At 72.0% G+C, this 24,766-nt stretch carries 24 protein-coding genes and 1 pseudogene; 11 read left to right on the top strand and 14 right to left on the bottom strand.

The features are described 5' to 3' along the window. Positions 1–370: pseudogene (locus tag CCN42_RS12070) on the bottom strand (hypothetical protein); the annotation flags it as partial. Further along, positions 367–933: a SigE family RNA polymerase sigma factor gene (locus CCN42_RS12065; protein WP_086735277.1), complete on the bottom strand. Its 567-nt coding sequence runs from the start codon at positions 931–933 to the stop codon at positions 367–369. The pseudogene CCN42_RS12070 and the gene CCN42_RS12065, both read right to left, overlap by 4 nt. A gap of 214 nt (positions 934–1,147) precedes the next feature. On the opposite strand from CCN42_RS12065, the gene CCN42_RS12060 reads away from it, so the two are divergent. Beyond that, complete coding sequence (locus CCN42_RS12060; RefSeq protein WP_086735275.1) at positions 1,148–2,548, top strand: NCS2 family permease; 1,401 nt, start codon at positions 1,148–1,150, stop codon at positions 2,546–2,548. A gap of 72 nt (positions 2,549–2,620) precedes the next feature. Here the strand turns inward: CCN42_RS12060 and CCN42_RS12055 are convergent, their stop codons facing one another. The 6 genes from CCN42_RS12055 to CCN42_RS12030 all read right to left on the bottom strand — a co-directional run bounded on the left by CCN42_RS12055 (position 2,621) and on the right by CCN42_RS12030 (position 8,487). Next, complete coding sequence (locus CCN42_RS12055; RefSeq protein ID WP_086735273.1) at positions 2,621–4,072, bottom strand: peptidoglycan D,D-transpeptidase FtsI family protein; 1,452 nt, start codon at positions 4,070–4,072, stop codon at positions 2,621–2,623. 54 nt (positions 4,073–4,126) lie between these two features. After that, positions 4,127–4,789, bottom strand: coding sequence for a response regulator transcription factor (locus CCN42_RS12050; RefSeq protein WP_086735271.1), 663 nt, complete (start codon positions 4,787–4,789; stop codon positions 4,127–4,129). 10 nt (positions 4,790–4,799) lie between these two features. Further along, positions 4,800–6,062 carry a sensor histidine kinase gene (locus CCN42_RS12045; protein ID WP_086735269.1) on the bottom strand — a complete coding sequence of 421 codons (1,263 nt, stop codon included), beginning with the start codon at positions 6,060–6,062 and terminating at the stop codon, positions 4,800–4,802. Continuing rightward, complete coding sequence (locus tag CCN42_RS12040; RefSeq protein WP_086735268.1) at positions 6,059–7,075, bottom strand: hypothetical protein; 1,017 nt, start codon at positions 7,073–7,075, stop codon at positions 6,059–6,061. Before CCN42_RS12040 ends, CCN42_RS12045 begins: the two co-directional genes overlap by 4 nt. 162 nt (positions 7,076–7,237) lie before the next feature. Next, positions 7,238–7,711: a GNAT family N-acetyltransferase gene (locus CCN42_RS12035; protein ID WP_086735266.1), complete on the bottom strand. Its 474-nt coding sequence runs from the start codon at positions 7,709–7,711 to the stop codon at positions 7,238–7,240. 2 nt (positions 7,712–7,713) lie between these two features. Then, a complete protein-coding gene (locus CCN42_RS12030) occupies positions 7,714–8,487 on the bottom strand; it encodes an IclR family transcriptional regulator (RefSeq protein ID WP_086735264.1) in 774 nt (257 codons plus the stop codon). A gap of 116 nt (positions 8,488–8,603) precedes the next feature. Here CCN42_RS12030 and CCN42_RS12025 point away from each other — a divergent pair, with 116 nt between their 5' ends. From CCN42_RS12025 to CCN42_RS12010, 4 genes are all read left to right on the top strand, one after another. Next, the gene (locus CCN42_RS12025; protein ID WP_086735261.1) at positions 8,604–10,133 is read left to right on the top strand and encodes an aldehyde dehydrogenase (NADP(+)); all 1,530 of its coding nucleotides are present in this window, start codon (positions 8,604–8,606) and stop codon (positions 10,131–10,133) included. 40 nt (positions 10,134–10,173) lie between these two features. Continuing rightward, on the top strand, positions 10,174–10,782 hold the full coding sequence (locus tag CCN42_RS12020; RefSeq protein WP_086735283.1) for a DUF1349 domain-containing protein: 609 nt from the start codon (positions 10,174–10,176) through the stop codon (positions 10,780–10,782). A 152-nt stretch (positions 10,783–10,934) separates the two neighbouring features. After that, positions 10,935–11,651, top strand: coding sequence for a DsbA family oxidoreductase (locus tag CCN42_RS12015; protein WP_086735259.1), 717 nt, complete (start codon positions 10,935–10,937; stop codon positions 11,649–11,651). Between the two features lie 105 nt (positions 11,652–11,756). Next, the gene (locus CCN42_RS12010; protein WP_086735257.1) at positions 11,757–12,821 is read left to right on the top strand and encodes an aminotransferase class V-fold PLP-dependent enzyme; all 1,065 of its coding nucleotides are present in this window, start codon (positions 11,757–11,759) and stop codon (positions 12,819–12,821) included. A gap of 72 nt (positions 12,822–12,893) precedes the next feature. Here the strand turns inward: CCN42_RS12010 and thpD are convergent, their stop codons facing one another. The 6 genes from thpD to CCN42_RS11980 form a co-directional block, all read right to left on the bottom strand. Then, positions 12,894–13,802 carry an ectoine hydroxylase gene (thpD, locus tag CCN42_RS12005; RefSeq protein ID WP_211294683.1) on the bottom strand — a complete coding sequence of 303 codons (909 nt, stop codon included), beginning with the start codon at positions 13,800–13,802 and terminating at the stop codon, positions 12,894–12,896. Positions 13,803–13,813: 11 nt separating this feature from the next. Beyond that, complete coding sequence (locus tag CCN42_RS12000) at positions 13,814–14,218, bottom strand: ectoine synthase (protein WP_086735255.1); 405 nt, start codon at positions 14,216–14,218, stop codon at positions 13,814–13,816. 20 nt (positions 14,219–14,238) lie between these two features. Continuing rightward, complete coding sequence (ectB, locus tag CCN42_RS11995; protein ID WP_086735253.1) at positions 14,239–15,510, bottom strand: diaminobutyrate--2-oxoglutarate transaminase; 1,272 nt, start codon at positions 15,508–15,510, stop codon at positions 14,239–14,241. Between the two features lie 13 nt (positions 15,511–15,523). After that, complete coding sequence (gene ectA / locus CCN42_RS11990; RefSeq protein ID WP_086735251.1) at positions 15,524–16,054, bottom strand: diaminobutyrate acetyltransferase; 531 nt, start codon at positions 16,052–16,054, stop codon at positions 15,524–15,526. A 292-nt stretch (positions 16,055–16,346) separates the two neighbouring features. Continuing rightward, the gene (locus CCN42_RS11985; protein ID WP_086735249.1) at positions 16,347–16,874 is read right to left on the bottom strand and encodes a DinB family protein; all 528 of its coding nucleotides are present in this window, start codon (positions 16,872–16,874) and stop codon (positions 16,347–16,349) included. Between the two features lie 114 nt (positions 16,875–16,988). Next, on the bottom strand, positions 16,989–18,089 hold the full coding sequence (locus tag CCN42_RS11980) for a pyridoxal-phosphate-dependent aminotransferase family protein (RefSeq protein ID WP_086735279.1): 1,101 nt from the start codon (positions 18,087–18,089) through the stop codon (positions 16,989–16,991). 247 nt (positions 18,090–18,336) lie between these two features. On the opposite strand from CCN42_RS11980, the gene CCN42_RS11975 reads away from it, so the two are divergent. The 6 genes from CCN42_RS11975 to CCN42_RS11950 all read left to right on the top strand — a co-directional run. Further along, on the top strand, positions 18,337–19,182 hold the full coding sequence (locus tag CCN42_RS11975; protein WP_086735247.1) for a transporter substrate-binding domain-containing protein: 846 nt from the start codon (positions 18,337–18,339) through the stop codon (positions 19,180–19,182). Continuing rightward, the gene (locus tag CCN42_RS11970; protein ID WP_086735246.1) at positions 19,179–20,021 is read left to right on the top strand and encodes an amino acid ABC transporter permease; all 843 of its coding nucleotides are present in this window, start codon (positions 19,179–19,181) and stop codon (positions 20,019–20,021) included. Before CCN42_RS11975 ends, CCN42_RS11970 begins: the two co-directional genes overlap by 4 nt. Further along, positions 20,018–20,809, top strand: a complete 792-nt coding sequence (locus CCN42_RS11965) for an amino acid ABC transporter ATP-binding protein (protein ID WP_086735244.1) — start codon at positions 20,018–20,020, stop codon at positions 20,807–20,809. Before CCN42_RS11970 ends, CCN42_RS11965 begins: the two co-directional genes overlap by 4 nt. A gap of 514 nt (positions 20,810–21,323) precedes the next feature. Next, positions 21,324–22,532 (top strand): acyltransferase family protein, encoded by a 1,209-nt coding sequence (locus CCN42_RS11960; protein WP_086735242.1) that lies wholly within the window; start codon positions 21,324–21,326, stop codon positions 22,530–22,532. Between the two features lie 288 nt (positions 22,533–22,820). Further along, positions 22,821–23,912, top strand: coding sequence for an amidohydrolase family protein (locus tag CCN42_RS11955; protein WP_086735241.1), 1,092 nt, complete (start codon positions 22,821–22,823; stop codon positions 23,910–23,912). Between the two features lie 128 nt (positions 23,913–24,040). Then, positions 24,041–24,766 (top strand): SCO1860 family LAETG-anchored protein (locus CCN42_RS11950; RefSeq protein WP_169731441.1); only part of this gene is annotated, 726 nt, incomplete at its 3' end.

Raw genomic sequence — 24,766 nt, 5'->3', positions numbered from 1 at the left:
CCCGCCGCGTGGGCGGGGCGCTCGGCGACGGGTCCGCGGGGAAGGCGGGCGGCCTGCTGGTCGCCTCCGGCGACGGGGTGGGCGTCGCGGTGACCGCGACCGTGCCCTGCGGGGGAGTGTCGTCCGACTTCACGGCGGACGCCACCGCGTACCCGCCGACGGCGAGCACGCCCGCGACGGCGGCGGTGGCCCCGGCCACCCGCAGCCAGCCGAACACCGGTGGCCGGGTGGCCCGGTGGGCGGCCGGACGGACCTCCTCGGTCATGCCGCGCTCGATCCGGGCCAGCATGCGCGCCCGGTCCGGCTGATGCGCCTCGGCCGCCTCCCGCAGCCGGGCGCGCAGCTCGTCGTGCACGTCCCGCCGCATCATCGGTCCCTTCCCGCGGCCTGGCCGGTCCGCGCCATCGCGGCATGCACCCGCTGTGAAGCCTGCTGTGTGCCGAGCAGTCTCTGCAGCTCGGCGATTGCCTTGGAGGTCTGGCTCTTCACCGTACCCACCGACACGCCCAGGGCCAGGGCGGTGTCCTTCTCCGAGAGGTCGAAGGCGTGCCGCAGCACCACACAGGCCCGCTTGCGGAACGGCAGCCGGCGCAGCGCGTCCTGGACGTCGACGACACCCGCGACGTCCGGGTTCTCGGTCCTCTCCTCGCGCTGCGACCAGAACAGGGCGATCCGGCGCCGCTCGCGCACCGCGCCGCGGATGCGGGTGCGGGCCAGATTGGCCACCACCCCGCGCGCGTACGCCACCGGATGATCGGCCGCGCGCACCCGGTCCCAGCGGTGCCACAGCGCCAGCAGGGCGTCCGCCGCGAGGTCGTCGGCGGCGTCCGCCTCGCCCGTCAGCAGGTGCGCGAGGCGGGCGAGTTCGGTGTAGTGGCGCTCGAAGAAGGCATGGAACTCCACGGAGGCGGCGTCGTCGACGACTGTGCCCACGGGCGGTCTCTCCTCGTAGCGATTCCCCGGCGTCGAACAGCCGTACGCCAGGACGAGATCCGGAACTGTACCAGCGCGCCGTACGGGGTTTCGAATGCCGTATGGCGGACCGAACTCCGTTCCGTAACACGGAGAAAACCCGCGATGGGTTCGGCCCGGGAACAATCCAGCCAGCATCCGCACCCGAACCAGCAGGCGCCGAGGAGCATCCGCCATGTTCGACAGGTACTTCCGGGTCTCCGAACGGGGATCCACCATCGGCCGGGAGATACGCGGCGGGTTCGCCACGTTCTTCACCATGGCCTACATCCTCGTCCTCAACCCGATCATCCTGGGCACCGCGAAGGACCGGCACGGCGAACTGCTCGACCCGGTCCAACTCACCACCGCCACCGCCCTGGTGGCCGCGGTGATGACCGTCGTCATGGGCATCGGCGGCAACCTCCCGCTCGCACTCGCCGCCGGACTCGGCCTCAACGCCGTCGTCGCCTTCCAGATCGCCCCGCTGATGAGCTGGGACGACGCCATGGGCCTCGTCGTCCTCGAAGGCCTGCTGATCTGCGTGCTGGTGGTGACCGGGCTGCGCGAGGCCGTCATGCACGCCATCCCGCAGCCGCTCAAGCAGGCCATCAGCGTCGGCATCGGCCTGTTCATCGCCTTCATCGGCTTCGTCGACGCCGGCTTCGTCAGCCGCGTCCCCGACGCCGCGAACACCACCGTGCCGGTTCAGCTCGGCGGCTCCGGCAGCCTCACCGGGTGGCCGATTCTCGTCTTCTGCCTCGGGGTGCTGCTGACCGCCGGACTGCTCGCCCGCAAGGTCAAGGGCGCCATCCTCGTCAGCATCGTCGCCATGACGGTCGTCGCCCTCGTCATCAACGCCCTCGCCGACGTCGAGACCTGGGGCCTCACCACACCCGAGTGGCCCGACCGGATCGTCGACGCCCCCGACTTCGGGCTCATCGGCGACTTCAGCCTGTTCGGCGCCTTCAGCGCCCCCGAGGTCGGCGTCGTCACCGTCCTCCTGCTGATCTTCACGCTGATCCTGTCGGACTTCTTCGACACCATGGGCACCGTCGTCGGCATCAGCGCGGAGGCCGGACTGCTGGACGAGGACGGCAAGGTGCCCGGCCTCGGCCGGGTCCTGCTCATCGACGGCGCCGCGGCCGTCGCCGGCGGCGCGGCCTCCGCCTCCTCCGCGACCTCCTACATCGAGTCGGCCGCCGGCGTCGGCGAGGGCGCCCGCACCGGCTTCGCCAACCTCGTCACCGGCGGCCTGTTCGCCCTCGCCCTGTTCTTCACCCCGCTGCTCACCATCGTCCCGCTCCAGGCCGCGGCACCGGCCCTGGTCGCCGTCGGATTCCTGATGATGACGCAGGTCAAGCACATCGACTGGGACCGGTACGAGATCGCGGTCCCGGCGTTCCTCACCATCGCCGTGATGCCGTTCACGTACTCCATCACCAACGGCATCGGCGCCGGCTTCCTCGCCTACGTCGTCATCCAGACCGTGCTGGGCAGGGCCCGGGAGGTCCACTGGCTGCTGTGGGGCACCTCGGCGCTGTTCCTCGTCTACTTCGCGATCGATCCGGTCGAGCAGCTGCTCGGCGTGCACTGAAGCGCCCGAAGGGGCGCGGGGAACCGCGCGACCGGCCGCGGACGGCCCGCGGACCGGTCGCGCGGCCCACGCTCAGTCCTTCAGTGCGGCCTGCATCACGGCCTTCGCCACCGGCGCGGCCAGCCCGTTGCCGCTGACCTCCGAACGCGCCGCGTCCGACTGCTCGACCACCACCGCCACGGCGACCTCCTCGTCCGAGGTGTCGGACTTGGCGTAGGAGGTGAACCAGGCGTACGGCGTCTTGCTGTTGTTCTCGCCGTGCTGGGCGGTACCCGTCTTGCCGCCGACCGTGGCGCCGGGGAACTGCGCGTTGGTACCGGTGCCCTCCTCGACGACCGTCCGCATCGCCGACTGCAGCTGCTCGGCCGTCTCCGGGCTGACGATCTCCCGGCCGGCCGGGTCGTCGTCGTAGTCCTCCAGCACATCGCCGCTGTGGTCGGTGATCTGCGACACCATGTGCGGCTGGACGAGCTCGCCGCCGTTGGCTATGGCCGCCGACACCATGGCGATCTGCAGCGGCGTCGCGGTGACATCGAACTGGCCGATGCCGGACAGGGCCGTCTGCGCCTCGTCCATGTCCTCCGGATACACGCTCTCGTACGCGCGCACCGGGACGTCCTGCTCGGCGTCGTTGAAGCCGAACCGCTCCGCCATCGCGCGGACCTTGTCCTGGCCGAGGTCGACGGCCATCTTGCCGAAGACGTTGTTGCACGAGTACTGCAGCGCCACGCGGAGCGAGGCGTTCTCGCAGGGCGCGTTCGGGTTCTCGTTGGTCAGGTTCTTGGAGGACTGCGGCAGCGGGTAGGGGTCCGGGCTGTCCGTGCGCTCGTCCACCGAGGAGACCAGCCCGTCCTCCAGCGCCGCCGCCGCGACCACCAGCTTGAAGGTGGAGCCGGGCGGCAGCGGCTGGCGCAGCGCCCGGTTGGTCATCGGCTTGTCCTCGCCCTTGGTGAGCCGCGTCCAGGCCTCGGAGTCGCCGGTGGTGATCTCCGACGGGTCGTACGACGGGGTGGAGACGACCGCCAGGATCCGCCCGGTCCCCGGGTCGATGGCGACGGCGGCGCCCTTCTTGTCGCCCAGCGCCTCGTACGCCGCCCGCTGGACCTCCGGGTCGATCGTGGTGATCACGTCACCGGGGTCGGAGCGCTTGTCGGTGACCGTGTCCAGCACCGTCTTCAGCCGCGAGTCCGTGCCGTCCAGCAGGTCCTGGTAGATGCCCTCCAGCTGAGTGGCGCCGAAGGCCTGCGAGCTGTAGCCGGTCACCGCCGCGTAGAGCGCGCCGTCCTTGTACGTCCGCTTGTATCTGAGGTCCCCGCTCTTCGTCCGCGCCGAGCCGGTGACCGCCTCACCGCCCACGACGATGTTGCCGAGCGGCTCGCTGTACAGCTCGATCACGTTCCGCCGGTTGTTCTTGTCGTCCGCCAGCGCCTGGCCTTTGTGGAACTGCACCCAGGTCGCCCTCACCAGCAGGGCGAACACCAGGAGCAGCGCGAAGACCGACGCGCGCCTGATCGTCTTGTTCATGCCGTCCGGACAGACGAGCGGGACCGGGAGGAACGTTCCCTTCCGCCCGTTTTCTCATCCGGTCCTCAGAAAGCCCGCCTCGTACGCCGCGATCACCGCCTGCGTGCGGTCCCGCACGCCGATCTTCGCCAGGACCGCCGCCACATGCGACTTCACCGTCGCCGGACCGACCTCCATCCGCCGGGCGATCTCCGCGTTGGTCAGCCCGCCCGCCATGTGCCGCAGCACCTCGCTCTCCCGGGCCGTGAGCCTCGCCGCCCACGGCGGGGGCGCGGGGTGCGCCTGCGCGTGCCGCACCGCCAGCTCCCGCACGGCCGACGGGAACAGCAGGGTGTCGCTGTGCGCCACCAGCCGGACCGCCTGCACCAGCGCGTCCGCGTCCGCCCGCTTCAGCAGGAACCCGGCGGCACCGGCACGCAGCGCGTCGTACACGTACGAGTCGTTCTCGAAGGTCGTCACGACCACGATCCGGGGCGGCACGGCCACGGTGGCGAGGATCTGCTCGGTGGCCCGGATCCCGTCGATCCCGGGCATCCGGACGTCCATCAGCACGACGTCCGGCCGCAGCTCACGCACCACCGACACCGCCTCGGCGCCGGTCGCCGCCTCGCCGACGACCTCCAGGTCCGGCTCGGCGGCGAGGATGGCGCGCAGCGCCGTGCGGACCATCCGCTCGTCGTCGGCGAGGACGACGCGCACGGGGGAAGGGGCGGTCACAGGGGTCCTTTCACGCGGGATCCTTCATCGGCAGACGTACGCGCAGCCGCCACGCCCCGCCGGCCGGGCCCGCCTGCGCGGTGCCGCCCAGCAGCCGGGCCCGGTCGGCGATGCCGCGCAGCCCGTGCCCGCCGCCGGGGCGGCACGGGGCGGGCCCGCTCAGCGGGTTCTCGACGGTGATCTCCAGCCGGTCGCCGGCCCGCACCACCCGCAGCGCCACCCCGCCGCCCGCGCGGTCGCCGGGGGCGCCGTGCCGCAGGGCGTTGCTCAGCCCCTCCTGCACGATGCGGTACGCCTCACGGGACAGCAGCGGCGGCAGCGCGGCCGGATCCACACCCAGGTCGCAGCTCACCCGCAGGCCGCCCGCGCGGGTACGGCGCAGCAGGCCGTCGAGGTCGGCGTCGAGCGTGGGCGCGGGAGCCGTACCGGGGGCGTCGCCGTCCCGCAGCACGCCCAGCACCGCGTCCAGTTCGCCCACCGTGCGCCGGGTGGTGTCCTCGATCGCGGCCAGCGCCTCGCGCACGAACTCCGGGTCGCTGTCCAGCACCCGGCGGGCGGCGCCCGCCTGGAGGGTGACCGCGCTGAGCGCATGACCGACGGAGTCGTGCAGCTCACGGGCGAGCCGGTTGCGCACGGCCAGGTCGGCGGCGCGCCGCTCGGCGGCGGCCAGCCGGTCCTCGGGTGCCGGGCCGAGCAGCGCGGGAGCCCAGCGGGCGAGCAGCGCGCCGCAGCCGGCCGCGCAGGCCGCCAGCGCCAGCAGCGACGCCACGCCCGCGGCCGGCGCCAGCGCGACCACCCAGGTGTGGTCGAGGGACGCGGGCAGCTCGAGCCCGTCGGCGTGGAACAGGGCGAGGACAGGCAGCAGGATCAGGAAGACGGCGAACGGCGGCAGCGCCAGCGACATCCCGGAGATGATCCCGCCCAGCCCCAGATGCAGGGTGAACCAGGCCGCCGTACGGCCCTTGGCGGCGCGCGAGCGGGCGGGGCCGTAGGCGAGCCGGTCCGGTGCCACCCCGCACAGCCAGCGCACCGCGCCGGACTCCAGCGGCCGGGTCAGCGGGAACAGGGCGGTGACGGCGGCGAGCGGCAGTCCGACGGCGAACGAGGCCAGTTGCAGGAACAGGTCCTGGAAGACGTACCGGGCGTCCATGGCGGGCCCGACGACGAGCTGGCCGACGAACACGTACGGCATGGCGAGCGCGCCGCCGAGGATCAGATGGATCCAGCGCCGGCGCGCCCGCCGCCCGAACAGTGCCCGGAGGAACGCCCTCACGCCGTGGGCCGGCCGGTGGCCGCCGAGCGCGCGACGAGGAAGCGGACGGCCAGGCCCGCGACGAGTATGCCGACGATCATCCCGCCAGCGTAGGCGAGGTTCATCAGCGGCGTGGGCCGTTCCGCGGCGCTCTCCGTGACGACCAGCGAGGCAACCGCCTGCCACCCCGACCAGCAGGCCACGGCCGCGGACGCGATCCAGGCGAGGACGAGCGGCACCCGGACCGGCAGCGCGCGCCCGCGCCGGAAGGCGAGCATCAGACCGGCGGCGACGGCGACCGCGACGAAGAGCGCGGACTGGGCCTCCACGACGTGGAAGTCGCTGGACCGGTCGGCGGTCAGGTCGTCGTTGAGGCCGACGGTGCTGCCGCAGGCCCACAGCAGGTGCGCGGTCAGCGGCGGCACGGCGAGGACGGCCGCGGCGACGGCGGCCGTCCTCTGGGCCCTGGTACCGAGGACGGCCCGCGACTGGTCCCACACCGGGCCCTGCCACAGCCGGCCCCAGCGGCCTTGGGCGTAGAGCGCGAACAGCGTCCCGAGGGCGAGGCCCTGCACGATGAATCCGCCGTAGACGACGCCGAACACCCAGGTGTGCAGGAAGGGCTCGCCCCTGTCGTCGGTCGCGTCGACGCTGCCGCCGAACGCGGTGACGAGGAGCTGCACCGGGAAGCCCGTCATGATCGGGGTGAGCAGCCCGGTCGCCACCCACATCGGCACGGTCAGCAGCCACGCGGGCAGCCGCCGGCCCCACGGCCGGGTCAGCACCAGCGCCAGTACGATCACGCACGCGTCCATCAGGACGGTGACGCCGTTGGCCACGGCCACGGCGGTGCGGTGCTCCAGCAGCACGCTGCCGTCCGGGATCCCGAGCCGGCTCCCGGCGATCCAGGCGGCCTTGAGGCTCAGATACGGCAGGCACGAGACGACGGCGACGGCCCGCAGCATCCTGCGGGGCCGGTCGGTGGTGGCGGGGGAGCTGCCGGTCCGCGCGGGAACGGCGACTGTCTGCGTCATGCCTCCACGCTCCCGCGCGGACCCCGTGGCACACGTCCTGCCCCGCGACGATCCGCCTCCGCCGCGCGGGGGAGGAGCCCTCCGCCGAGCGGGGCCTCGCCGCGGCCGTCGGCCTCAGCCGTCCGGCTTCAGCTCCGGCTCGGCCCCCGCTCCAGCCCCGGCTCAGTCCTCCAGCTTCAGGACGACCTCGTCGATCTCCTCGCCCCGCGCCTGTGCGTACCCCCGCTCCCGGGCGCGCACCCGGAATCCGCACCGCTCCAGCACGCGCAGCGACCCCGTGTTGTCGGCCGCCGCGCGGGCGTACAGCGGGCGTTCGGTGACCTCGGCGAGCAGGGCGCGCAGGGCGGCCGTGGCCACGCCGCGGCCCCAGTAGGCGCGGTCCACCCAGTAGGTGACCTCGCGTTCGCCGGGGACGCCGTAGACCGCCGCGTTCCCCACCACGTCACCGTCGAGCAGCACCGTGCGGGCGTGCACGTCGGCGGAGGAGCGTATGCCCTGCCACCGGGCCGTGAAGGCGTCCCAGTCGGCCGGGTCCTGCGGGGTGAACGCGGCCATCCGCAGGGACTCGGGGTCGTTCAGCTGCCGGTAGAAGACCGGCAGGTCGCTGTCGTGGACCGGGCGGAGTGCCAGCTGCACGGTCAGAGCCTCCGGGTCGCCAGGGTCAGCCGGTCCCGCGCGTCGAACAGCGCGTCCTTGACCATCTGTTCGTGGGCGGGGGTGAGCCGGGCCACCGGGATCGAGCAGCTGATCGCGTCGCGGGCCGGGGTGCGGTAGGGGATCGCCACGCCGAAGCAGCGCAGGCCCAGGGTGTTCTCCTCGCGGTCGACCGCGTACCCCTGCTCGCGCACCTGGTGCAGCTCCGCTATGAGCTTCTCCCGGTCGGTGATGGTGTTCTCGGTGAGCGCGGGCAGCGTCTCCGGGAGCATCTTGCGGACCTGCTCGTCGCTGTAGGTGCTCAGCAGCGCCTTGCCGAGGGAGGTCGAGTGGGCGGGCAGCCGTCGGCCGACGCGGGTGAAGGGGCGCAGGTAGTGCTGGGACTGACGGGTGGCCAGGTAGACCACGTTGGTGCCGTCGAGGCGGGCCAGGTGGATGGTCTCGGTGGTGTCGTCCGAGAGCCGGTCCAGGGTCGGCCGGGCGACCGCGACCACCTCGTCGCCGTCGATGTAGGAGGTGCCGACCAGCAGCGCCCGCACGCCGATGCCGTAGCGGGTGCCGGTCGCGTCGGTCTCGACCCAGCCGAGTTCGACGAGCGTGCGCAACAGCATGTAGAGGCTGGACTTGGGGTACCCGACGGCCTCCTGGACCGACGCCAGGGAGTGCATACCGGGGCGGGCCGCGAAGTACTCCAGCAGCTCCACCGTCCGCACCGCCGACTTGACCTGCGCTCCGCCGCCCGTCTCGCCTGCCGACATCGCCCTTGACCCCTTCGTTGGACGGGAAATAGTCTCTCGATCGTTCATCATCAGAGACAGTGTTCAGTATATCGAACGCCCCTGCCGGGCGGGCGACATACTGGGAGGGACCCGTGGTGGCAGCAGCACCAGTCTGGAGTGTCGACCCCCGTACCGGGAAGCAGCGGGAACAGGTTGCGGTGGAGGCCACAGCCCAGGACGTGGACGCCGCCGTCCGCGCCGCCCACGAGGCCCGGGGCGCGCTGACCGACCGCGCCCTCCGCGCCGCCTTCCTGCGGACCGCCGCCGACCGCCTCGACGCCGCCAAGGACCGGCTCGTCGAGACCGCCGACGCCGAGACCGCGCTCGGCCCGGTCCGGCTCACCGGCGAACTCGCCCGCACCTGCTACCAGCTGCGCGCCTTCGCGGACATCGTCGAGGAGGGCGCCTACCTCGACGTCGTCATCAACCACCCCGACGACACCGCCACCCCGCCGATCCCCGACCTGCGGCGTTACAAGGTCCCGCTCGGCGTCGTCGCCGTCTACTCCGCGTCCAACTTCCCCTTCGCCTTCTCCGTGCCGGGCGGCGACACCGCGAGCGCGCTCGCCGCGGGCTGCCCGGTCGTCGTCAAGGCCCACCCCGACCACCCGGCCCTGTCCGAGCAGGTCGCCGAGGTGCTGCGGGAGGCCGCCGCCGAGCACGGCATCCCGGCGGGCGTGCTGGGCCTGGTGCACGGCTTCCGGGCGGGCATCGAACTGATCGAGCACCCGCTGGTCGCCGCCGCCGGGTTCACCGGTTCCGTACGGGGCGGCCGGGCCCTCTTCGACGCGGCGGCCGCCCGCCCGGTCCCCATCCCCTTCCACGGCGAGCTGGGCTCCCTCAACCCCGTCCTGGTCACCGAGGCCGCGGCGGCCGAGCGCCCCGAGGCCATCGGCAGCGGGCTCGCCGGGTCCATGACGCTCGGCGTCGGCCAGTTCTGCGTGAAGCCCGGACTCGTCCTCGCGCCGGCCGGTGACGCGGGCGACCAGCTCGTCAAGTCCCTCACCGACGCGGTGAGCGCCGTCGACGCCGGAGTGCTGCTCGACCACCGGATGCGGGACAACTTCGTCGCCGGGGTCGCCGAGCGGGCCCAGCTGCCGGAGGTCGAGGCGCCGGTGACGCCGGGCGCGGGCGGGGAGCACACCGTGAGCCCCGGCTTCCTGACCGTGCCCGCCGGGAAGCTGGCCCGGGAGGGCGAGCACGACCTGCTGCTGGAGGAGTGCTTCGGGCCGGTGACGGTCGTCGCCCGCTACCGGGACGCCGACGAGGCCAAGGCGGTGCTGTCCCGGCTGCCCGGCAACCTCACGGCGACCGTGCACCTGTCCGCCGAGGAGGCCGCGGGCGAGGGGAGCGGCGCGGAGCTGCTCGCCGAGCTGACGCCGCTGGCCGGGCGCGTGCTGGTGAACGGGTGGCCGACGGGGGTCGCCGTCGCGGCGGCGCAGCACCACGGCGGGCCGTACCCCGCCACGACGTCGACGTCCACCTCGGTGGGCGGGACCGCCATCGAGCGGTGGCTGCGGCCCGTCGTCTACCAGGGGACGCCCGAGGCCCTGCTGCCCGCCGAGCTGCGGGACGACAATCCGCTGGGGCTGCCCCGGCGGGTGGACGGGGCGCTGGAGCGGTAGCGCCGGAGGGCGCGCTCCAGGCCCTTGGGAGAATATGACGATGGACATGGACATACCCGAACTCCCCTTCCCCCTGCGTACCTACGGTCCCGACGGGAACTGGTCCTACGAGGACGGGGTGCTCACCGGGTGGGCCGGGCCCCGGCAGGACCGGTTCGTGCCGCCCGTCGGGGAGGCGCTGGAACCGGCCTCCGACGCGCCCCGGCTGCTGGGGGCGCCGGAGGGGGACTTCCAGCTGATCGCGCGGGTGACGGTCGGGTTCGGCGCGGCGTTCGACGCCGGGGTGCTCTACGTCCATGTCGGCGACCGGGCCTGGGCCAAGCTGTGCCTGGAGTACTCCCCGGACGTGCCCACCGTCTGCACGGTGGTCACCCGGGGGCACTCCGACGACGTCAACTCCTTCACCGTGGAGGGGAGTTCGATCTGGCTTCGGGTGAGCCGCACGGGCCGCGCCTTCGCCTTCCACGCTTCCCGGGACGGTGAGCGGTGGACCTTCGTCCGGCTGTTCACGCTGGCTGACGAGAAGGAGACCGGGGCGGCCCTGGTCGGGTTCATGACGCAGTCGCCGCTCGGGGAGGGCTGCGTGGTGACGTACGACCACATCGCGTTCCGGCCCGGCTGGCCGGACGATCTGCGCGACGGCAGCTGAGCGGGCGGCTGGGCGGCTGCCGAGCGGGCGGCTGGGACGACGCCTGAGGGGGCGGCGGGCCGGCCGGGAATGAATCCGGCCGGTTGAAGGTTCACCTACCTTCGCGGAGGGAGTCTCCGTACCGAGACCGGAACAGCTGGAGAGCCGAGACCATGCGCGTCGAGATCTGGAGCGACATCGCCTGTCCCTGGTGCTACGTGGGCAAGGCCCGCTTCGAGAAGGCGCTGGCGGCCTTCCCGCACCGTGACGAGATCGAGGTGGTGCACCGCTCCTTCGAGCTGGACCCGGGGCGCCCCAAGGGCGACACCGGCCCGGTCGTCCCGATGATCGCGAGCAAGTACGGCATCTCCGAGGAGCAGGCCCAGGCCGCCGAGGACAACCTGGGCGTCCAGGCCGCCGCCGAGGGCCTGGCCTACCGCACCCGCGGCCGGGACCACGGCAGCACCTTCGACATGCACCGCCTGCTCCACCACGCCAAGCAGTACGGCCGCCAGGGCGAGCTGATCCAGCTGATGTACGAGGCCAACTTCGCCGAGGAGCGGTCCGTCTTCGACGACACCGAGCGGCTGGTCGGGATCGCAGCCGCCGCGGGACTGGACGCCGATGAGGCTCGCGCGGTGCTCGCCGACCCCGACGCCTACGCCGCCGAGGTCCGCGCCGACGAGCAGGAGGCCGCGCGGCTCGGCGCCACCGGCGTGCCGTTCTTCGTCCTCGACCGCAAGTACGGCATCTCCGGCGCGCAGCCCGCCGAGGTCTTCGCCCAGGCACTCGGCCAGGCGTGGGGCGAACGCTCGCCGCTCCGGCTGCTCGACGACGGCGCGGCGGACGCGTGCGGCCCGGACGGCTGCGCGGTGCCCCAGCCGTCGTGACGACGGACAGAGTCGCAGGTCGGAGCTGTTGCATAAGCAGCGCTTAGGGAAACCGGGCAAAAATTCGCAATGGACGAGAGACCGTCCGGGGACCACAGTGGATCCATGAAGATCTCCGGGAGTGCCTTCGAAGACCTCGTCCGTGCCGAGTTCACCCCGACGTCCACCTTCCTGAACACCGCGAGCAACGGCCTGCTGCCGGCCCGTGCCGTCACCGCCCTGCACGAGGCGGCGCTGCTGCGGGCCGAGGGCAGGCCGCTGACCTCGCTGTACGAGGACGTCGAGGCCTGCCGGGCCGCCTACGCCCGACTGGCCGGCGTGCCGGCCGGCCGGGTCGCCCTGGGCGCGTCCGTCGCCGCGCACACCGGGCTGATCGCCGCCTCCCTGCCCGCCGGTGCCGAGGTCCTCACCGCGGAGGGCGACTTCACCTCGGTGCTGAACGCGTTCCACGTCCGCGGCGACCTCAAGGTCCGCACGGTCCCGCTGGAGCGCATCGCCGAGTCCGTCCGTCCCGGCACCGCGCTCGTCGCGGTGAGCGCCGTCCAGTCGGCCGACGGGCGGCTCGCCGACCTGCCCGCCCTGCGCGACGCGGCCCGCGCCCACGGGGCCCGCACCTACGTCGACTTCTCCCAGTCGGCCGGCTGGCTGCCGATGGACGCCGGTGCCCACGACTTCAGCGCCGCCGTCTCCTTCAAGTGGCTGCTCGGCCCGCACGGCGCGGCCTTCCTCGTCGTCCCGGAGGACTTCGGCGGCCTGACCCCGCTGCTCGCGGGCTGGGTCGCGGGGGAGAAGCCCTGGGAGAGCACCTACGGGCCGGTCGCCGAGTACGCGCACGGCGCCCGGCGGTTCGACCTCAGCCACGCCCTGTTCACCTTCGCCGGGCTGCGCCGCTCGCTCGACCTGATCGAGGAACTGGGCGTGGCCGCCGTGCACGCCCACGACATGGCGCTCGCCGACCGGTTCCGGGCCGGGCTCGCCTCGCTCGGCCACCAGCCGGTGTCCGCCCCCGGATCGGCGATCGTCTCCGTGCCCGGCCTGGGCTCGCGCCAGCCGCGGCTGAGCGAGGCGGGCATCGAGGTGTCCGACCGCGCGGGCAACCTGCGCGCGGCCTTCCACCTGTACAACACGGCCGCGGAGGTGGACCGGCTGCTGGACGCGCTGGCGGGCTGACCGGACACGGGAGCGGGCGGTGTCCCGAGGACACCGCCCGCTCCCGTATGCCGCCTCAGCGCACCCGCACGGTCACCGCACCGGTGTGAAGTCCCGCGCCCCGATGAACTCGGGCCGGCGCACCGGCGCCGCGAACGGCTCGACCGCCGTGTTCTCCACGCTGTTGAACACGATGAAGACGTTGCTGCGCGGGAACGGCGTGATGTTGTCCCCGGAGCCGTGCATGGCGTTGCAGTCGAACCAGGTCGCCGAACCGGCCTTGCCGGTGAACAGCCGGATGCCGTACTCGGAGGCCAGCTGGGTCAGCGCCTCGTCGGACGGCGTGCCCGCGTCCTGCATCTGCAGCGACTTCTTGTAGTTGTCCTTCGGTGTGGCGCCCGCACAGCCCAGGAACGTCTTGTGCGAGCCGGGCATGATCATCAGCCCGCCGTTGGTGTCGTAGTTCTCGGTCAGCGCGATCGAGACGGACACCGTCCGCATGTTCGGCAGGCCGTCCTCGGCGTGCCAGGTCTCGAAGTCGGAGTGCCAGTAGAAGCCGCTCGCGCCGAAGCCGGGCTTGACGTTGATCCGCGACTGGTGGACGTAGACGTCCGAACCCAGGATCTGCCGGGCGCGGCCCACCACCCGCTCGTCGCGTACGAGGTTCGCGAACACCTCGCTGATCCGGTGCACCTCGAAGACGGAGCGGATCTCGTTCGACTTCGGCTCGACGATGGAACGCTCGTCGGCGCGGATCGCCGGGTCGGCGACCAGCCGCTCCAGCTCCCGCCGGTAGACGGCGACCTCGTCCTTCGAGATCAGCTCGTCGATGGCGAGGAAGCCGTCCCGCTCGAACGACTGCAGACCGGCGGGGTCGATCGGGCCGGGCGCGTCGGGCGCGCCCCACACGACCGGGTCCTGGCGCGGGACCAGCACCTCGCTGGTGCCCCGGGTCGGGTAGAGATCGGTGACGGTGGCGGTCGTGCTCGTGGTGGTGGTCATGGTCATGGTGATCACACCTCCTCGGGTTCGGTGAGCAGGGGGTAGACGCCGTTCTCGTCGTGGTCCTCCCGGCCGGTGACCGGCGGGTTGAACACGCAGATGCAGCGGAAGTCCTCCTTGACCTTGAGCGTGTGCCGCTCGTGGCCGTCCAGGAGGTACATGGTCCCGGGCGTGATGGTGTGGCTCTGCCCGGTCTCGTGGTCGGTCAGCTCGGCCTCGCCCTCGACGCAGACCACGGCCTCGATGTGGTTGGCGTACCACATCGACGTCTCGGTGCCCGCGTAGAGGATCGTCTCGTGCAGGGAGAAGCCGACCCTCTCCTTGGCGAGGACGATGCGTTTGCTCTCCCAGGTCCCCGACGCGGCCTTCACATGCCGGTCGGTGCCTTCGATCTCCTTGAAAGAACGGACGATCATGGTCTTGCACAGCCTCCTGGTCAGGCGGTCTCACGGACGGCGCGGGCGAGGGTCGTCAGTCCCTCGTCCAGCTCGTCCGGGGTGATGGTCAGGGCGGGCAGCAGCTTGACGACCTCGCTCTCCGGGCCGGAGGTCTCGATCAGCAGGCCGAGTTCGAAGGCGCGGCGCGCCACCCGCTCGGCGCGGCCCTTGTCGTGGAACTCCAGGCCCCACACCAGGCCCCGGCCCCGGTACTCCCGGACGTCGGACAGGTTCTCCTCGGTGATGGAGACCAGCGCCTGCTCGACCTGCTCGCCGCGCGCCCGGGTCTGCTTCTCCATGGCGGAGCCGTCGGTCCAGTACATCTCCAGGGCGGCGGTGGCCGTGACGAACGCCGGGTTGTTGCCGCGGAAGGTGCCGTTGTGCTCGCCCGGCTCCCACACGTCCAGCTCGGGCTTGAACAGGCACAGCGACATCGGCAGGCCGTAGCCGCTGATGGACTTGGACACGGTCACGATGTCCGGGGTGATGCCCGCCTCCTCGAAGGAGAAGAAGGCGCCGGTACGGCCGCAGCCCATCTGGATGTCGTCGACGATCAGCAGCATGTCCTGCCGCTCGCACAGCTCGGCGAGCGCCCGCAGCCACTGCGCGCGCGCCACGTTGATGCCGCCCTCGCCCTGCACGGTCTCCACGATCACGGCGGCCGGCTTGTTCAGCCCGGAGCCCTGGTCCTCCAGCAGCCGCTCGAACCAGAGGAAGTCCGGGACGGTGCCGTCGAAGTAGTTGTCGAACGGCATCGGCGTGCCGTGCACCAGCGGGATGCCGGCACCGGCCCGCTTGAAGGCGTTGCCGGTCACGGCGAGCGACCCGAGGGACATCCCGTGGAAGGCGTTGGTGAAGGACACGATGGCCTCGCGCCCCTTCACCTTCCGGGCCAGCTTCAGCGCGGCCTCCACCGCGTTGGTGCCGGTCGGGCCCGGGAACATCACCTTGTACGGCAGGTCCCGCGGGCGCAGCACCAGGTCCTGGAAGGTCCGCAGGAACGAGCGCTTGGCGGTGGTCGACATGTCCAGGCCGTGGGTGACGCCGTCGCGCTCCAGATAGTCGAGCAGCGCCCGTTTCAGCACCGGGTTGTTGTGGCCGTAGTTGAGCGACCCGGCTCCGGCGAAGAAGTCGAGGTACTCGTGGCCGTCCTCGTCGTACATACGGCTGCCGTGTGCCCGGTCGAAGACGGTGGGCCAGCCGCGGCAGTAGCTGCGCACCTCGGACTCCAGGGTCTCGAAGACGCTCAGGTCGGGCTGGGTGATGGTCACGACGAATCGCTCCTCAGTGCGAGAGGTGGGGGGTCAACGGGCCGATGCGGTACAGGACTTCGGGGTCGTGCGGGCCGTCCGGGAACAGCGGGGTGTCGAACAGGACCTCGTGTTCCACGCGGGCGCCGTGCCGGGCGGCGAAGGAGGTGAACAGCCGCTCGGACGCGGTGTTGCCCGGGGTGATCGTGGTCTCCACGCAGATCACCTCCAGCTCGGCCGCCACCCGGGCGGCGAGCCCGTCCAGCAGCCGGGCCGCGATGCCGCGGCCGCGGTGCGCGCCGTCGACGGCGACCTGCCACACGAGCAGGGTCCGCGGACGGTCCGGCCGCAGATATCCGGTGATGAACCCGATGGGCTTCCCGTCGCCGTCACGTGCCACCGCGGAGGTCGCGGCGAAGTCCCGGCACCACAGCAGATAGCTGTAGGAGGAGTTCAGGTCGAGATTTCCGGATTCCTTGGCGAGTCGCCACAAAGCGGCTCCGTCCGCCACCGACGGGCGGTCGATGTGCAGGTCTGCAGGTGTGTCTGCTGGTGCGGCAGTCATGCGAATTCAATTTACCGAGCGGAATTCAAAGATGCATGGCCGCTGGGGGTTGGGTGTGAAGGGGTCCTGTGTTATCACGCGGGCACGTGCGATGAGCATTGCTCGGTTTTGTCCGGGATTTTTGCCGCAAAACCGGCGCGCTGTGTAACGCGTCACACCCGTGTCACCCTCACGAGTTCCGCCCCAATTGCGCCGCACGGCGTTCGCAAAATCTTTGCGTTTAGGGCTGGAGGAACGGGGCAGAAGCTTAAGGGAAGCTGCCACCGATTTAATTTGTATAAGAACCCTGAATTCAGGTCCCGGTAACTCCGTCAATACGTTCCCGAAGGATGTCCGCATGGCCGTTGTGCCGCGCGTACTCCTCGATGAGATGAATGAACACCGCCCGAAGACTCACCTCGACCCCGTCCAGCGGCCCGCCGGTGAGCCGCCCGGTGTCCTCCAGCGACCGCCCGTAGGCCAGCTCCCGCCCGCGCGCGATCTCCCGCCGCCAGACCGCCAGCGCCTCGTCCAGCCCCCGCGCGGGATCGAGCGCGTACCCGGTCTCCTCCTCGAACACCGGCGGTACGTCCAGCCCGGCGAACACCCGCTGGAACCAGTTCCGCTCCACCTCCGCGAGATGCTGCACCAGCCCGAGCAGCGTCAGCCCCGACGGCTCGGCCGAGGCGAGCCGCACCTGCGCGTCGGTCAGGCCCCGGCACTTCAGCTCCAGGGTGGCGCGGTGGAAGTCCAGCCAGCTTTCGAGCACGGGGCGCTCGCCACCGGTCATCAACGGCACCGGGCGGCCGTCGGGAAGGGTCTGAAGCTCGTCGGTGGTCATGCCGGGAGCATGACACGGCGGGTGCGCGCCGTCCGGTCCGTCCGGCGATGCGGTACGAGGCCGTTCGGGCGGCCGGGGGTCCGGGGGCCGAGCCCCCGGAGGGGCGGCCCGGGCTCAGCGCCAGGCGTCCTCCGCCGCACGCCGCGCACCCTCCAGGTCCACCGGGACGCCCTGCTCGGCCAGCGCGGCACCCAGCGCCGCGAGGCAGGCCTGCACCGCGCCCGGCGTCGCGTCGGGCCCGTAGTGATTGACCCGGATCATCTCCTTCGCCAGGGCGCCGCCCCCGGCGGCCAGCGGCAGCACCGGGTCGCTCGCCAGGGCGCGGGCGACCAGGTCCGAGGCCGCCACGCCCGCCGGGGCGCGCAGCGTCGTCGCCACCGGGGCCGCCTCCGCCGCCTGGTGGACGTACGGCTCCAGGCCCCCGCCCAGGGCCGCCGCGCCCGCGCGGGTCGCCGCAGCGGCGGAGCGGTGACGGCCCATCACCGTCTCCAGCCCCTCCGCCTCGATCCGCTCGACGCACGCCTCCAGCGCCAGCATCTCCAGCTGCGCCGGCGCGTGCAGCAGCGCCTTGCGGCCGCCGTCGACCCAGCGCTCCTTCCAGTCGAGGAGCGAGAGGTAGGAGCGGCGCGGCGCCCGCGGGTTGGCCGCCATCCGGGCCCACGCCCGCTCGCTCACCGACACCGCCGACACGCCCGCCGGGCCGCCCATCGCCTTCTGCGCCCCGATCACGCACAGGTCCACGCCCCACGCGTCCGGCAGCACCGGTTCGGCGCCGACGGAGGCGACCGCGTCCAGGTAGAACAGCGCCCCGTGCGCCCGGACCACCTCGCCGATCTCCGCGACCGGGTTGGTGTTGCCGGTCGCCGCCTCGGCATGCACCAGGGAGACGAAGTCGATCTCCGGGTGCTCGGCGAACGCCTCCCGGATCTGCTCGGCGGCCACCGCCGTGTGGAACGGCACGGCGAGGTCGTGCACCGTGGCCCCGCAGTCGCGCAGCCAGTCCCCGAAGGTCTGCCCGTACGGCCCGGTGATCACGTTCAGCGCGACCGTGCCCGGTCCGGCGGTGCCCCGGATGGCCCCCTCCAGCGGCAGCAGCGCCTCGCCCTGCATGATCACGACGTCCTGCCGGGTGTCCAGCAGCCGGGCGACCCGGTCCTCGATCGCGGCGAAGTGCGCGGCGGTCAGCGGGGGCAGGTCGAGGAAGGGGTGGGTCACGGCGGCGCTCTCTTCGCTCACGGGCGGGGAAGGACTCGCTCACGGGGAGACGGGCTTCGCTCACGGGGCTTCCCGCACGGGGTGGACGACGTCGAGGGTAGCGGGCCCATGTCAACCGCCCGGGCGGCCCCCGCCGCCCACCTGGCGCGACTTCTCAGGCCGAACCGCCCCAGCGGCATCACTTCTATTTGAGTGACCCAAACATTTCCTTATAATCGGAACCCTCAGTCCCTTCAGGAGGTCCCCCGTGAACACCGTCCTCGGGCGCCGGGCCCGCACCCTGGTCGCCGCCACCGCGACGGCCGGGCTGGTCCTCGTAGCCGGCTGCACGTCCAGCGACGACGGCGACGGCGGCAAGAAGACCGCCGCCGGCGGTGTCGAACTGGTCAAGGCCGATCAGCTCACCACCTGCACCCACCTGCCCTACCCGCCCTTCCAGTCGGAGATCGACGGCAAGGTGCAGGGCTTCGACGTCGCGCTGATCGACCTGGTCGCCGAGGACCTGGGCGTGAAGCAGGAGATCCTCGACCAGCCGTTCGAGAACTTCAAGACGGGTGGCTCCCTCAACGCGGGCCAGTGCGACCTCGCCGCCGCCGGCATGACCATCACCGAGGAGCGCAAGAAGAACGTCGACTTCTCGGACCCGTACTTCGACGCCACCCAGGCGGTCCTCGCCGACAAGAAGAGCGGCATCTCCTCCTTCGCCGACCTCAAGGGCAAGAAGGCCGGCGCCCAGGCGCAGACCACCGGCGAGGACTACGCCAAGAGCAAGGGCCTCGACCCGGTCTCCTTCGAGTCCTCCGACGCCGTCCTCAACGGCCTGCGCACCGGCCAGGTCGAGGCGGTCGTCATCGACTACCCGGTGGTCCAGGGCTGGCTGAAGGACAAGGCCAACGCCGACGCCTTCGAGGTCGCCGAGCAGATCAACACCGGCGAGCAGTACGGCTTCACGGTGAGGAAGGGCAACGACAAGCTGCGCGAGGCCATCAACAAGGCCATCGCGGACGCCAAGGCCGACGGGACGTACAAGAAGCTGTACGAGCAGTGGATCGGTCCGTACGACGAGTCCGCCGCCTCCCCGTCCGCCTCATGACGGGCCCGGACGCCCCGGACACCGCACTCCAGCCGAAGAAGAAGGGCCTGACCCGGCGTCAGAAGCGCAGCCTGTCGCGCGGTGCCCAGTACGTCGTCTTCGTCGCGGCCGTGATCGCCTTCGCGGTCGCGGCCGACTGGGACCGGCTGGCCAACCAGTTCGCGCAAGCCGACATCGCGGAGCAGATGTTCCCCGAGGTCATCACGCTGGCGCTGAAGAACACCGTGCTCTACACCCTGTCCGGCTTCGCCGTCGGCCTGGTGCTGGGCATGGTCATCGCGCTGATGCGGCTGTCGTCCGTCGGCCCGTACCGCTGGCTGGCCGGCGTCTACATCGAGATCTTCCGCGGCCTGCCCGCCCTGCTGATCTTCATCTTCATCGGGGTGGCCGTCCCGCTCGCCTTCCCCGGCACGGAGATCGTCGGCGGCACCTACGGCAAGGTGGCCCTCGCGCTCGGCCTGGTCGCCGCCGCCTACATGGCGGAGACGTTCCGCGCGGGCATCCAGGCCATCCCCAAGGGCCAGATGGAAGCCGCCCGCTCCCTGGGCTTCTCCCACGCCCGCGCCATGATCTCGATCATCCTCCCGCAGTCCTTCCGGGTCATCCTGCCGCCGCTCACCAACGAACTCGTCCTGCTCTTCAAGGACTCCTCGCTGGTGCTGTTCCTCGGTGTCACCCTGGAGGAACGGGAGCTGTCCAAGTTCGGCCGCGACCTCGCCAGCCAGACCGCCAACTCCACGCCGATCCTCGTCGCCGGCCTGTGCTACCTGCTGGTCACGATCCCGCTCGGCTTCGTCGTACGCCGCATGGAGGCGAAGGCCCAGGAGGCCGTCAAATGAGCCGCCCCGAGATCGAGATCCGCGACCTGCACAAGTCCTTCGGCGACAACCAGGTGCTGCGCGGCATCGACCTGGAGATCGGCCAGGGCGAGGTCGTCTGCGTCATCGGCCCCTCCGGCTCCGGCAAGTCCACGCTGCTGCGGTGCGTGAACCTGCTCGAGGAGCCCACCAAGGGCCAGGTGTACGTCGGCGGCACGGAGGTCACCGACCCGGACGTCGACATCGACGCCGTACGCCGCCGGATCGGCATGGTCTTCCAGCAGTTCAACCTCTTCCCGCACCTCACCGTGACCGAGAACCTGACGCTGCCGCAGCGCCGGGTCCTCAGGCGGGACAAGGCCGAGGCCGCCCGCGTCGCCGCCGAGAACCTGGCCCGCGTCGGCCTCGCGGAGAAGGCGGACGCCTACCCGTCCTCCCTCTCCGGCGGTCAGCAGCAGCGCGTCGCCATCGCCCGCGCCCTCGCCATGGGCCCCGAGGTGATGCTGTTCGACGAGCCGACCTCCGCGCTCGACCCGGAGCTGGTCGGCGATGTCCTCGCGGTGATGCGGATGCTCGCCCAGGAGGGCATGACGATGATGGTCGTCACCCACGAGATGACCTTCGCCCGTGAGGTCGCCGACCGCGTCGTCTTCATGGACGGCGGCGTGATCGTCGAGGACGGCGACCCCGAGCAGGTCATCACCCGCCCCGCCCACGAACGCACCCGCCACTTCCTCTCCCGCCTGCTCGACCCCGCGATGGCGGACGTCGAGGAGGAGATCTCGGACCAGGTGGGGAAGTCCGGCTAGCGGCTCACCGAGGACCTGTCCGACGATTCCCGTCGCCCGCCCGGGGACAGGCGGGAACTGCCGGACACCCCCTGGCCGCGACGTCCGCCATCGGCGGAAGGCCGCCGTGATCAGATAGTCGGCGAAATGCTCGGTCAGCGGCTCGCCGGTGAGTGGTTCCAGGAAGAAGGCTGCCGCACTTCGCGGTCGCCGGCAGTCTCCGTGCCGGCACCCTCGTCCTCGGTGGCGGACGGACACGGCGCCCATGCGCGATGGCCGGTGCTCGCGAACGAGACGTCCGGGGCCGTGGGGCATCGGCGGTCGTCCCTGCGGCCTGGGCGTGCCGCCGGCGTTCCTCCGACCGTGCGACAGCAGGGGTCATGCCCTCGGTGGGCGGTCGGCCGCCCCCTCGGGGGCGAGGGCCGGGCCGGCTCGATCCGGCCGTGCGGGGAAGTAGTAGCCTTTCCCGGCTGGTTGCTCGCCTCGGACGTCTCCGCAGGTAAGCCCAGAGGGCTGTCAGGAGAGCTGAGTGCGAATGAGCAAGAGGGCTGCGCGCCGCAGGGCGGGCGGCGACCGGATCGTCGTTCTGGACGGGCTGCGGCTGATTGCCGCGCTGATGGTCGTCTCGTACCACTATGTGGCATTCGGGGAGGGCTGGGAGGGAGCGCAGGCACGGCTCTTCCCGGTGGTGTTCCGCCCTTCCGCCTACGGATGGCTGGGCGTGGAGCTGTTCTTCATGATCAGCGGCTTCGTGATCTGCATGAGCTGCTGGGGGCGCAGTCTTCCCGACTTCTTCACCTCGCGGGTGATCCGGCTGTATCCGGCGTACTGGGTCGCCGTCCTCGCCACGACCGTCGTGGTCACCGAGGTGTCCGGCGGTGTCGACCCGCTCGCCTGGCGCGATGTGCTGGTCAATCTGACCATGCTTCAGTGGCCGATGGGCGTCGACCACGTCGACGGGGTGTACTGGACGCTCTGGGCCGAGTTGCGCTTCTACCTGCTGTTCGCCCTGGTCGTGTGGCGCGGGCTCACCTATCGGCGGGTCGTGGCGTTCTGTCTGGCGTGGGCGACCGTCGCGCTGCTGGCGGACGGGTACGACATCCGCCCCCTCGCCCATCTGACGGTCGTGCCGCACTGCTGGTTCTTCATCGCCGGGCTGGCGTTCTACCTGATGTACCGCTTCGGTCCGAACCTGCTGCTGTGGGGCATCGTCGCCTTCTCCTACGTCATGGGGCAGCACACCGTGATGGAGACCTGGTCCCGGACCCTGGAGCGGGTCGGGCACCGCATCCCCGCCTGGGGCGTGACCGTGCTGATCACGGTCTTCTTCGTGGTGATGGCGGGCGTCGCGCTCGGGTGGTTCCGGCGGGTCGACTGGCGGTGGCTGCCGGCGGCCGGTGCGCTGACGTACCCGCTGTACCTGCTGCACGAGTCCATCGGCTGGGAGATCTTCCACCGCTTCCAGCACTCGGTGAACCGCTGGGCGCTCCTCGGTGGGACCGTCGTGGGCATGCTGGTGCTGGCGCACCTGGTGCACCGCTGGGTGGAGCGGCCGGTCTCCCGGCGGCTCAAGGTGGCTCTGCGGACGGCGTTCGCGCAGATCGGCTCCGAGGGCGCCGGCAAGGAGCCCGCCGTGGCGGCCGAGCCGTCGTACGGTGTCGCCGGGCCGCCCGGTCCGATGCCGTTCGTGCCCGGTGCCCGGTCCCCGGAGTTCGACACCGCCGAAGCCACGTACACCCGCTGACCCTCCGGTCGGGCGCCGTGCCGGTCTCGGCGTCGCAGGAACAGACCTTCGCCGGCTCACGGGCCGTGCGCAGCACCACAGCGGTGGCCGCGGGCACGCCGTCCGGCACGACCAGCCGTCCACGAGCCGGTGCATGTCCGCGTGACGGCCGACGCGATGGTGCGCCCGCGAGTCCGGGACCGGCCGACGATGAGTCGCAGCCCGCACCTCGCGCGAATCGCACGCACCGGACTCCGCGGCCCCCGGGCGGATAACGGCGATTGTCGGACAGGCCCTAGGGTGCGGTGCATGAGCGATGGATCGGTGCTGCACGTGAAGGGCCGGGTGCTCGTCACACCCGACGACATCCGCGACGAACTCTGGGTCGTCGGCGGGCGGATCACCTACGACCGCCCCGTCGGCGCCCGTGAGGTGCGCACGGTGACCGGCTGGGCGCTGCCCGGCCTGGTCGACGCCCACTGCCATGTGGGCCTCGACGCGCACGGCGCGGTCCCGGCGGACGTCGCCGAGAAGCAGGCGCTGACCGACCGGGACGCGGGCACCCTGCTGATCCGCGACGCGGGCTCGGCCGCCGACACCCGCTGGATCGACGACCGCGACGACCTGCCGAAGATCATCCGGGCCGGGCGGCACATCGCCCGCACCCGCCGGTACATCCGCAACTACGCCTGGGAGATCGAACCGGACGACCTGGTCGCGTACGTCGCCCAGGAGGCCCGGCGCGGCGACGGCTGGGTCAAGCTGGTCGGCGACTGGATCGACCGCGACCTCGGCGACCTGTCGGCGTGCTGGCCGCGCGAGGCGGCCGAGGCGGCGATCGCGGAGGCCCACCGCCTGGGCGCCCGGGTGACGGCGCACTGCTTCGCGGAGGACTCGCTGCGCGACCTGGTCGAGGCGGGCATCGACTGCATCGAACACGCTACGGGCCTCACCGAGGACCTGATCCCGCTCTTCGCGGAGCGGGGCGTCGCCATCGTCCCCACCCTCGTCAACATCGCCACCTTCCCCAAGCTGGCCGAGGGCGGCGAGACCAAGTTCCCGCGCTGGGCCGACCACATGCGCCGTCTGCACGCCCGCCGCTACGACACCGTCCGCTCCGCCCATGACGCCGGCATCCCGGTCTTCGTCGGCACCGACGCCGGCGGCTCCCTCGCCCACGGCCTGGCGGGCGCCGAGGTCGCCGAACTGGTCACGGCCGGCATCCCGGCCGTCGAGGCGATCTCCGCCGGGACCTGGGCGGCGCGCGCCTGGCTCGGCCGCCCCGGCCTCGACGAGGGCGCCCCCGCCGACCTGGTGGTCTACGAGGAGGACCCGCGCGCCGACGTCCGGGTGCTCACGGCGCCGCGGCGGGTGGTGCTGAACGGACGGGTCGTCGGCTGAGGGACACGGGATTCGAAGAGATGTCCGGCGAACTCCCGTTGGGGTGAACTCCCGTCGGACCGCTGACGGTTCGGACCCGGTACGACAGTCTTTCGGCGTCCCTTGCACGTCTCTTCAGGGAGTCCCCCTTGAACGGCACCACCCGCTTCTGCCTGCCCGCACGCAGACTCGTCACCGTGGCGACCGCCACCGCCCTGGCCGCCGGCCCCGCGGCCCTGGCCCGGGCGACGCCCACCACCACCGGCGAGGGCCGCGCCGCCGCGGTGGTCCTGCGCACCGGGCTGGACGTCTCGCTGCTGGACAAGACCGTGAACGTCCCCCTCGCGGTCTCCCTCAACGAGGTCCGGGCGCCGCGGAGCGCGGACCGGACCGCGCTGACCGTGGAGCTGGACGGAGTCGACGGTGGCAAGCCGTTCAGCGTGGTGCGCGCGGAGGTGGCCCAGGCGAAGGCGACGGTGGAGAACGGCACGGCGGAGGGCAGCACCCGCCTCGCCCACGCCCAGGTCCACGTCCCCGGCCTGCCCCTGCTCTCCCTGATCGAGGTCGAGCAGGTCACGTCGACGGCGACCTGCGAGGCGGGGCGGACTCCCGTGGCCGAGTCGAACCTGCTGGGCGCCGTCACGGTTCTCGGCAAGCGGGTGACGCTGACCTCCGGCGGCACCACGAACGTTCGGGTACCGGGCGTGGGCGAGGTCCGCCTCGACCTCTCCCACCGCGAGACCACCTCCCGCACGGCCGCCGCCACCGCCCTCGAACTGTCGGTCTCCGTCAACCCCCTCGAACTCAACGTGGCCGAGGTCGAAGGCACGGTCACCCTGGCCGAGGCCACCTGCGAGACCCCTCGGACCACCACC

Source organism: Streptomyces glaucescens (assembly GCF_002154375.1).
GTDB classification, from domain to species: domain Bacteria; phylum Actinomycetota; class Actinomycetes; order Streptomycetales; family Streptomycetaceae; genus Streptomyces; species Streptomyces glaucescens.
This window is presented reverse-complemented; position numbering and strand designations above follow the sequence as displayed.

Excerpts from the sequence above, each read along its gene's own strand:
- CCN42_RS12060 (WP_086735275.1), top strand. The coding sequence starts at position 1,148 with ATGTTCGACAGGTACTTCCGGGTCTCCGAACGGGGATCCACCATCGGC.
- CCN42_RS12055 (WP_086735273.1), bottom strand. The coding sequence starts at position 4,072 with ATGAACAAGACGATCAGGCGCGCGTCGGTCTTCGCGCTGCTCCTGGTG.
- CCN42_RS12040 (WP_086735268.1), bottom strand. The coding sequence starts at position 7,075 with ATGACGCAGACAGTCGCCGTTCCCGCGCGGACCGGCAGCTCCCCCGCC.
- CCN42_RS12030 (WP_086735264.1), bottom strand. The coding sequence starts at position 8,487 with ATGTCGGCAGGCGAGACGGGCGGCGGAGCGCAGGTCAAGTCGGCGGTG.
- CCN42_RS12020 (WP_086735283.1), top strand. The coding sequence starts at position 10,174 with ATGGACATGGACATACCCGAACTCCCCTTCCCCCTGCGTACCTACGGT.
- CCN42_RS12015 (WP_086735259.1), top strand. The coding sequence starts at position 10,935 with ATGCGCGTCGAGATCTGGAGCGACATCGCCTGTCCCTGGTGCTACGTG.
- CCN42_RS12010 (WP_086735257.1), top strand. The coding sequence starts at position 11,757 with ATGAAGATCTCCGGGAGTGCCTTCGAAGACCTCGTCCGTGCCGAGTTC.
- thpD (WP_211294683.1), bottom strand. The coding sequence starts at position 13,802 with ATGACCACCACCACGAGCACGACCGCCACCGTCACCGATCTCTACCCG.
- CCN42_RS12000 (WP_086735255.1), bottom strand. The coding sequence starts at position 14,218 with ATGATCGTCCGTTCTTTCAAGGAGATCGAAGGCACCGACCGGCATGTG.
- ectA (WP_086735251.1), bottom strand. The coding sequence starts at position 16,054 with ATGACTGCCGCACCAGCAGACACACCTGCAGACCTGCACATCGACCGC.
- CCN42_RS11985 (WP_086735249.1), bottom strand. The coding sequence starts at position 16,874 with ATGACCACCGACGAGCTTCAGACCCTTCCCGACGGCCGCCCGGTGCCG.
- CCN42_RS11970 (WP_086735246.1), top strand. The coding sequence starts at position 19,179 with ATGACGGGCCCGGACGCCCCGGACACCGCACTCCAGCCGAAGAAGAAG.
- CCN42_RS11965 (WP_086735244.1), top strand. The coding sequence starts at position 20,018 with ATGAGCCGCCCCGAGATCGAGATCCGCGACCTGCACAAGTCCTTCGGC.
- CCN42_RS11960 (WP_086735242.1), top strand. The coding sequence starts at position 21,324 with ATGAGCAAGAGGGCTGCGCGCCGCAGGGCGGGCGGCGACCGGATCGTC.
- CCN42_RS11955 (WP_086735241.1), top strand. The coding sequence starts at position 22,821 with ATGAGCGATGGATCGGTGCTGCACGTGAAGGGCCGGGTGCTCGTCACA.